The organism is Methylobacterium sp. 2A (assembly GCF_009806555.1).
Classification (GTDB): Bacteria; Pseudomonadota; Alphaproteobacteria; order Rhizobiales; family Beijerinckiaceae; genus Methylobacterium.
In genome coordinates this window covers 1-5,070 of record NZ_VUOK01000011.1, presented here as the reverse complement: position 1 = coordinate 5,070, position 5,070 = coordinate 1, and the positions used below count along the sequence as shown (strand labels likewise).

General features: G+C 59.0%; 2 protein-coding genes. Both read right to left on the bottom strand.

Features of this window, described 5'->3' with window-relative positions:
- Window positions 1-90: 90 nt before the first annotated feature.
- Window positions 91-1,185: a GDP-mannose 4,6-dehydratase gene (locus FVE89_RS05985; RefSeq protein WP_160533128.1), complete on the bottom strand. Its 1,095-nt coding sequence runs from the start codon at window positions 1,183-1,185 to the stop codon at window positions 91-93.
- A gap of 666 nt (window positions 1,186-1,851) precedes the next feature.
- Entirely contained in the window at window positions 1,852-4,275 is a 2,424-nt protein-coding gene (locus tag FVE89_RS05980; RefSeq protein ID WP_160533127.1) for a glycosyltransferase family 4 protein, read from the bottom strand.
- Window positions 4,276-5,070 lie beyond the last annotated feature (795 nt).

Below are 5,070 nucleotides of genomic sequence, written 5' to 3'. Positions count from 1 at the left end.
GCGAGGCCGGCCACAGGCGCGTTCCCGTCCCCCCGCACAGGATCATCGGATAAATCGGGGCAGATGATCGGGACATGGTGGTCGGCCCGCTCACGCGTTGGCGGAGAGGCGCCTGATGTCGGCGTCGACCATCTCGGTGATCAGCGCTTCCAGGCTGGTCTGCGCCTCCCAGCCGAAGGCCGCCTTCGCCTTGGCGGGGTTGCCCAGCAGGACCTCGACCTCCGCCGGACGGAACAGCGCCGGATCGATCACCAGATGGTCGTCGATGTTCAGCCCGACATGCTTGAACGCGATCGCGCACATGTCCCGCACCGTCGTGGTCCGCCCGGTGGCGATCACGTAGTCGTCCGGCCGGTCCTGCTGCAGCATCAGCCACATCGCCTCGACGTAGTCCCGGGCATGGCCCCAGTCGCGCTTGGCGTCGATGTTGCCCAGCCGCAGCTCCGTCTGCCGGCCCAGCTTGATCCGCGCCACCGCGTCCGTGACCTTGCGCGTGACGAACTCGACGCCCCGCAGCGGGCTCTCGTGGTTGAACAGGATGCCGTTCGAGGCGTGCAGCCCGAAACTCTCCCGGTAGTTGATCGTCATCCAGTGCGCGTAGAGCTTGGCCACGCCGTAGGGCGAGCGCGGGTAGAACGGCGTCGTCTCGCTCTGGCGCTCCTCCTGGATCAGCCCGAACATCTCCGAGGTCGAGGCCTGGTAGTAGCGCGCGTGCGGGGCGACCGAGCGCAGGCATTCGAGCATGTGCGCGGCGCCCAGCCCCGTCACCTGCCCGGTCAGCAGCGGCTGNATCTCCGAGGTCGAGGCCTGGTAGTAGCGCGCGTGCGGGGCGACCGAGCGCAGGCATTCGAGCATGTGCGCGGCGCCCAGCCCCGTCACCTGCCCGGTCAGCAGCGGCTGCTGCCAGGACGAGGTGACGAACGACTGGGCGGCGAGGTTGTAGATCTCGTCGGGCTTGGCGGCCTGGACGATCCGCAGCAGGGCGGAGAGGTCGAGCAGGTTGCCGTCGACCAGTTCGACATCGTCGAGGATGCCGAGCCACTTGAGCCGGTGGTCGAACACGCCGGCATGGCTGGAGCGGCGCACGATGCCGGTGACCGCGTAGCCCTTCTCCAGGAGCAGCTGCGCCAGATACGCCCCGTCCTGGCCCGTCACCCCCGTGATCAGCGCGCGCTTGCCCGTCATATCCCCGTCCCGTCCCGACAATCCCCGGCTGCTACGACTCCGAAGGCGCCCGCGTCAAGTTTGAGTTATGAGAGGCAAAAACGGATCTGTACACTAATGTTGAGCTCGATGCTCCGCATAGTCGACGTACAGAAGCAGATTGATTGTGAAGGCAAGGCAGCATCTCACTCGCCGCGTGTTGACGTTGTTCCCGAACGGTCCGAAGCTGTTCGAATGCCCTCGCGCGTAAATTGTATCTCTCCCCGTATCCCAACGCCACGTTCCGACTGAACACGCTCGGCTTGTCGGGCTGCATTGCCTCTCAAGAAATTCGACAACACCTCTCTTTAAAGTAGCCCTCAAACAGGGGATGCGCCGCGAATTTGCCTCTAGAAGCATAGAATAAATATAGATATACCGGATTAATATTTGTCAAATCAGCAAATTTCATCCGATGCCCCACCCATTATGTTTGGTTCATCGAGGAAAAATCTTTTGGCCCGATCCAGAAATTCATTTCATGATTGCGATCCTCAAATCTCCGTTATCGTATAACAATACAGGAAGATGATCTTATCTCGCAGGGTTGCCAACTCATCACCGACACACGACTTCGCATGACTTGATACAACCGATAATTGTAAATTCGCCCCGACAACACTTGGGGAAATAAATTCAGATGCGGCGCTATTGTACAAAGCCTGCCTCAATCTCAGAGAGCCGCGTCCTATATCGACTGGCGACGGCTTGAACGCTGAAATTGTCTTTGACGAATTGCGCCGCTCGCACCCCCCGCCTCTTCGCTTCGCTAGGATTTGACACGACTTCTCGCATGGCGGCGGCAGCGCTCGCAATATTGGGGTCGGCCCAGACACTGCCTCTTTCAACGGAAAGATATTCATCGTATCCGACCGAAATAGGATTGTATTCTACGAGATAGCTGTTCTCGGGCGTGCAAAAATCCATATTTCCAGAATAACCAGTCGCGATCACCGGGCGTCCGAGTTGCATCGCTTCCAGCATCCCGAAGCCAAAGCCTTCGGCGCGATGAAGGGAGACGTAGCAATCGCAAGCCAATTTCAGGGATAGGAGCTGCTCATACGTGAAAGTTTCGTCGATGACTTGAATTCTGGGATCGCCTTTGATGAGCTCATCGAGCACACGCCAAACACTGACCTGAAAGGCGTTCGAGACTCGGCTTCTATTCCAAGTCTTAATGATGAGCCTCACCTCTTGGTTTTCGTCATCAAAGGCTTCCTTGAACGCCCGAACGGTCGCGAGCGGGTTTTTCCGCTCGACAAAAGAGAACGAGTCAAATGTGGTCAAGAAGGTGAACGCGCCATTCTGATGAAGATCGTGCTGCGGCGCAAGGTGCGGTGGCAGATCTTCGACGGCCATGCCAACGTTCACTACGGGCTTATCAGTTACAGAAGCATAAATATCTCGGACATATTGCGAAGATACCCAGATCTCGTCCAGCAGTTCCAGACCAAGTCGATGAGATTCTGGGACTTTGTTGAGTTCCCAGAAAAAATATCCGATATTGTAACTGTCATCATATGTTGATTTTGGCAGCATCGAGAACGCTATCGGTATAAAGTCAGCATTGAGATGAAACAGATTGATGCGACTGGGATCACGATACGGTCGATAGTCTACTCTGCTCGAGAAACCGACGAGCGCCGGGTTCTCGACGTTGAACGCCAACGCGGAAAGTGAAGGCGCGGCGCTCTGTTCGAGGATTTGGTACGAGAGGCGTGTCGCCTGTCCAAGTCCGGATGTCTTATCAATTGGGCCGATAACAGTCACGCCACGCTTCGGCCCGCTCCGGGCGTCCGCCACCGATGTCGTGAAGCGTTCGCCAGGTCGGCCGCGTTCTGGTCTTGAAGCGAGGGTGTGTGTTGCAACGAGGTGCCGAACGCGTTCGGCCAGATGATGTGCGTCAGGAGCTTCTTGGAGAAGGAACGACAGATTGTCCTCGAAGCTCTTGTGGCCGTTCGATTGATTAGCCAGGAGCGCTTGTAGAGAGGGACGGGGAAGAAAATCGGCGCTGTGCGGATGCTTACAGCTCAAGAGCAGGAAATAGTGCCAGACTGCCAAGCGGCCCGCACGGCTGTTCAGATTTAAACATTGCAGCTCAGGATTTTTAGCAATATGGAGTCGCATGAATGTAGAAAGTGGAAATTCACCATAATATGCTGGGTCCACCGCCCTGAGTGCCGATGCTTGATCGGGGGTCACAAGTTTTTCTTCGAGATTCAGTTGCGGCGTCTTTTCGAAACACCACCAGTATAATGCCTCGTTCTCGACCTCTGGCTTGGTAACCTCAAGGAGGTCCGGGCGATCGCGCCTCACGAGATTCCACAGGGCCACGCTGATGCTCGCCGGAAAATCGGAGACCGGCAGCGAATGATTCAGAAAACGGATCTGATCCCCCGAGAGGGGGACGCTCAACGACCGTCCCCACCTCAAGCTATAGTCGGCGATGTACCATAGGAGAGCATCCAGGCGGTCCTTCGTCGTGCCCGCAAGTTTGGCTCTGAGGCCCTTCTCACCCGTTCGTATTACCTCGTTGCGGAGAAATTTCGAGATTAGGCCTTCCGGGTCCCGCTCGGGGTGGGCTGCGTCGAGAAGAGTGGCTGAGGGAGGTCTGCGGCCAAGCGAGGATGGGCTACCATTCGGATTGCGAGTCTGTTTGGCCTCACGTTGGGCGGTGGATCCCGATGCGGCTCGCAATTCGGCAGCCACCAGCCTCATCAAGCTTGAAAAGGTTTCCGGAAGCGGTGGGATGACGGTGCGAAGGCTTGCTGTGTTCAGGTGGACGTCCTTGGCTAGAATGCAGTCACTGCCGAGGATTGAGATCTCGATCGCACCGGGCGAGGCCCCGAGATCCTGCAGATTGGCCACGAAACCGTGCCGTCCGTCGCCGATGCCATGCTCCTTGAGATCTTGCCGAAAAAGGTTGGCTTTCACGATCTGCGTCTCGCCGCCCGCCGCAGCGAATTGAACAAGAAGGGGCAGATTGGGATTGTGCGCGTCAAAGGCCCATCCGGTAACGAAGGGCTCGTCAATGAAGTCGATGAAGCCACGCCACCTTTGATCATTGGTCATATGCAAACTCGTGAATGGGCGTCGTGCCCCTACCCGAGCCCGGACAGGCGAGGGGTCGGGCTTGCTGGATCGGCCTTCTAGCACCCCCTGGACGCTTTGTGCGATGCTGTCCTCAGGGCCCGCGTTCGCACGGGACGGCCGATGCTACCGGGCGCGGAGGATCAGCGCGGCTGTATCGTAGCGCGTCTGCGAGTCCGATCATCGAGCCTGTCATTGCTGACCGTCCGCCTCGAGTTTGCGCAGCATGATCGGATATGGGACCGCGTCACCCATCTGACGGCTGTGACGGAGCTACGTTAGGCTGGTGCTCGACGCAGCGGGGGTGGGCGCGGCCGGCACGTCGGATCCGTCCGGTGTTTCCGAGGTGGGCACTGGATTGCGCCTTACCTGGCGCTTGTGCGTGAGGATGCCGGGCAACGTGAGCATGCGTCGCGTGGGATCTTCAACGGCCGGCAATACGTCGTCAGGAGCAGCTGCCCATGGCAGCCGATGCCACCGCCTTGCCGTCCTGGGCGGCCCTGTATCAATGAGCCCGGTGAAGGCGGGCGGCCGACTATGTCGAGCAACAGGCTAAGGATCCGTGGGCGGTGTTGCGCATGGCTGCGGGTCGGGCGTCGGAGCCCAGCGCGGCCGCGCTTAACGCTCAGACCTCGCGCGCCTCATCCGAGGGCAGCGACCAAGCCGGTTACGATGGGACCAAGCGCGAGACGGGCTCGATGCTAGAGCTATTCCCGCAGACGTTGCGACGGATCAGCGTTTGCGGCGTTGACGGATGAAGGAGCCGGCGATGCCATC